The sequence below is a fragment of the Achromobacter sp. genome (assembly GCF_036567245.1).
In the GTDB taxonomy this organism is placed as follows: Bacteria; Pseudomonadota; Gammaproteobacteria; order Burkholderiales; family Burkholderiaceae_B; genus Achromobacter.
Genome location: NZ_DATCUY010000045.1, coordinates 1 through 3,657, shown reverse-complemented (window position 1 = coordinate 3,657; position 3,657 = coordinate 1). Strand labels below are relative to the sequence as shown.

4 protein-coding genes are annotated in these 3,657 nt (G+C 66.1%); all 4 read right to left on the bottom strand.

What is annotated here, in order from left to right; all coding sequences use genetic code 11:
- Positions 1–593 (bottom strand): fused MFS/spermidine synthase (locus tag VIR09_RS01580; RefSeq protein WP_332011133.1); only part of this gene is annotated, 593 nt, incomplete at its 3' end.
- 114 nt (positions 594–707) lie between these two features.
- Positions 708–2,345: an arylsulfatase gene (locus tag VIR09_RS01575; RefSeq protein WP_332011130.1), complete on the bottom strand. Its 1,638-nt coding sequence runs from the start codon at positions 2,343–2,345 to the stop codon at positions 708–710.
- A 46-nt stretch (positions 2,346–2,391) separates the two neighbouring features.
- A complete protein-coding gene (locus tag VIR09_RS01570; RefSeq protein ID WP_332011127.1) occupies positions 2,392–3,390 on the bottom strand; it encodes an HAD family hydrolase in 999 nt (332 codons plus the stop codon).
- Positions 3,387–3,657, bottom strand: a 271-nt coding sequence (locus VIR09_RS01565; protein WP_332011124.1) for a hypothetical protein, incomplete at its 5' end; no start/stop codon positions are given. The genes VIR09_RS01570 and VIR09_RS01565, both read right to left, overlap by 4 nt.

Sequence of the window (3,657 nt, the reverse complement as noted above, 5' to 3'; positions counted from 1 at the left end):
GCCGCCGCCAGCAGGTTCAACGAGGCCGCGGCCAGCGCCGCACCCTGCACGCCCAAGCGTGGAATCAGCAAGAACGCGGGCAACAAGGCGCCCAGGATGGCGCCGCAGGTATTGGCGGCGTACAGGGTCCCGCCACGGCGGCTGACGTCCGCACCCTGGCGGCTGACGGCGCGCAGCAGCACCGGCAAGGTGCCGCCCATCAGGAACGCGGGCATGGCCAGCAGCAGTCCTATCGCCAGCCAGGCCGCCACACTGCTATGGGCCTCGACCGCGACGAATGCGGCGGCGCTGCGCGCCAGCAGCCACGTCACCGCGATGCAGGACAGCGCCACGGCCGCTTCCAGCATGGCGTAGAAGCGCACCGGCCGACGCAGGCGGTCCGCCTGGCGGCCCAATAGCCAGCCGCCCAGCGCCAGCCCCAGGAAAAACGCGCTGACCGCGCCAGCGATGGCGCTCACCTCCACGCCCACCACCAGCGACAGCTGCTTGATCCACAGCACCTGGAAAACCAGGGCCGCCGTTCCGGACAGGAACAGCAGCGCGGCCGGCCGGGCCGCCGTCAACGCCCGCCCCTGCACGGCTTTGCTCTGCATTCCAGGTCCTTGCATCGCCTCGCTTGCCCCCATGCCCATCGCGCTGCTCCTGCTGCGTTGCCGGGCGGCGCGACAGGCGCCGCCCGGTCCTGCTCCGGCTTGCGCAGGAATCGGCTACTTCGACTTCTGCTTCTCGGCTTCTTCGAAGTGTTTCTCCATGGCCTTGTTCACCCGTTCCTGCACCTGGTCCACACTGAAGCTGGCAGGCCGCTGGCTGGGCGGATAGGTGATGAAGGTCTCCAGGAACGCCGAGGCTTTCATGGTGGCGATGGCGGTCAGATAGGAGTTCTTGGCCAGCCAGTCGTTGTACTGGTCCGAGGTGATGTCGGCGCGCTCATACGGATCCATGCGCAGGTTGAAGATCTTCGGCACGCGCAGGCAGACGAAGGGATCCTGCCAGACGTTGAAGTTCCCGGGCGCCCGCTGCTCGCAGAACACCGCCTTCCAGTCGCCCCAGCGCATGCCGACCAGCAGGCCGTCGTCGTTGAAATAGAAGAACTCGTCGCGCGCGCTCTTGTCCTGCTTGCCGGTCAGGTAGCCAAGCTGGTTGAAGCCGTCCAGATGCACCTTGAACTTGGTGCCGCCGGCCTGTGGTGTCCAGCCATCCAGCAGCCGTTCCTTGACGTTGGCGTCGCCGGTGGCGGCCAACAGGGTCGGGAACCAGTCCATGCCGGACACCATGCCGTGCTTGACTTCCCCTGCGGGGATCTTGCCCGGCCATCGCACCATGGCCGGCACGCGGAACGCGCCCTCCCAGTTGGAGTCCTTCTCGCTGCGGAACGGCGTGGTCGCGGCGTCCGGCCAGGTGAAGGCGTTGGGCCCGTTGTCGGTGGTGTAGACGACGATGGTGTTATCGGCGATGCCCATGTCGTCCAGCTTCTTCAACAGCTTGCCCACGTCCTGGTCATGCTCCCACATGCCATCGGCATAATCGTTGCCGGGCATTCCGCTCTTGCCCTTGTGCTCGGGCCGGATGTGCGTGTAGATGTGCATGCGCGTGGTGTTCATCCACACGAAGAACGGCTTGTCGGCCTTGCCGTGCTTGTCGATGTAGTCGATCGCCGCGCCCACCGTTTCATCGTCGATGGTCTCCATGCGCTTGGTGGTCAAGGCGCCGGTGTCCTGCACCTTGCCGTCGGCCGTGGCCTTGATCACCCCACGCGGAGAGAAGTTCTTCACGTAGGGATCGTTGGGGTCCTTGGGCCAGTACGGACGCTCGGGTTCTTCCTCGGCGTTCAGGTGGTAAAGATTGCCGAAGAACTCGTCGAAGCCGTGGCGGGTGGGCAGATACTCATCCCTGTCGCCCAGGTGGTTCTTGCCGAACTGCGCGGTGTTGTAGCCCTGGGACTTCAAGGCCTCGGCGATGGTGATGTCACCCTTTTGCAGCCCGACCGTCGCGCCCGGCGCGCCCACCTTGGACAGTCCGGTGCGCAGCGGCGACTGGCCCGTGATGAACGACGAGCGGCCCGCCGTGCAGCTGTTCTCGGCGTAGTAGTCCGTGAACATCGCGCCTTCCTTGGCGATGCGGTCGATGTTGGGCGTTTGATAGCCCACCACGCCATGCGCGTAGGCGCTGATGTTCGCCTGCCCGATGTCGTCGCCGAAGATCACCAGGATGTTCGGCTTCTTGCCCGATGCCGCCGCCTGGCCTTGGTTGGCCGGCGGCGGCTGGGTCTGCGCCTGCGCGCTGCCCAGGGCCGTGAGCCCGGCTGCGGCGAAGAGCGCCGCGCTCAACAGTTTTCTTGCGTTCATCGCTTTCTCCTGACCCTTGCGGGCGGTTCCCAATCACGTAAACGGATCACTGTGTTTCAAATGCGTATACCCTTCTCCACTCCTTTGCCATGTCCACGATTACCCAACCCTGTTGCTCCGCTTGGTCCAGCGCCTTGTCGAGCCGGCCTATCCTGGACTCGCGGTCATAGGCCCATTCGCGCCTGGCGTCGGTGTGGTGCACCAGGCCGGCAAAGCGCTTGCCGCTGCCAGCCGCCGTCCACTGCAGCATCTGCAGGTCGCCGTCCGAATTGCCGAAGGCGAAGATGGGCTGGCGGCCGATGAATTTGTTGATGGCCACGGGTTTGCCCGGACCGTCGTCGTTGAAGTCGAGCTTGGGCGTGCGCATCAGCACGGGCTTGCCGTCCTGCATCTGGAATTCGGTGACGAAGGTGGTGCCGATGACCTGCTCGGGCGGAATGCCGTAGACGTCCTGCGCCCAGGCCCGCATGAACTCCACTTCGCCGCCGGACACGATGTAGGTCTTGAAACCGCTGCCGCGCAGATAGTCCAGCAGTTCCAGCATCGGTGCGTAGATCATGCTGGTGTACGGCTGCTTGAAGCGCGGATGGCGGGCGCTCTTGATCCATTGCCGGACCTCGGCGCCAAACGCTTGCGTCGTCATATTGGTGTGCGTGGCACCGACGATCTTCAGCAGCCCTTCCGTGCCCGATGCGGCCAGCGCCTGGCGGTCGCCCTCGATCGCGGCCTTGAAGGGCTGCTCGGTGGCCCATTCAGGATGCTGGGGCGCCATGACCTTGACCTGATCCAGCGCGAAGATCAGCTGGAAGTACATGGGCTGCTCGCTCCACAGCGTGCCGTCGTTGTCGAACACGGCAATGCGGTCGGCTGGCGCCACGTAGTCCGGGCCGCCCTCGGCCGTGACGGCTTGCACGAAGCTGAGGATGGCCTGGCGCGAGGGGCCCTCGTTCCAGGAAGGCAGCGGCGTCTGCGCGCGCGCGACGCCGGCCAGCAGCAACAGAAGCAGCAGCGCGAACCAGCGCCGGACCAGCAAAGGCGTCGTCATGGAAGATCTCCTGGAAGTTCGCCGGCCGCAATGCCTGCGCGTGCGCTTGACGGTTGGGCCGGGCGGGGATTCAGCGGCAGCAGGCCATGTCGTTCGGCCGGCCTTGCGTGGGCGCGCAAGGCGCGGCGCCAGATTGGCAACATCCCGCGCAAACCGCGCCAGCCGCGGACCGCATCAGGATCGGGGCCATAGATGGCTTGCAGCGCGTCGGCGCCGGACTGTCGCAGCGCGGGTTCCAGGCCGGCCGTCGCCTGCGCAACCGTGGCC

What these genes read in the sequence shown, in the direction of transcription:
- VIR09_RS01575 (WP_332011130.1), bottom strand. Translation starts at nt 2,345, where the DNA reads ATGAACGCAAGAAAACTGTTGAGCGCGGCGCTCTTCGCCGCAGCCGGG.
- VIR09_RS01570 (WP_332011127.1), bottom strand. Translation starts at nt 3,390, where the DNA reads ATGACGACGCCTTTGCTGGTCCGGCGCTGGTTCGCGCTGCTGCTTCTG.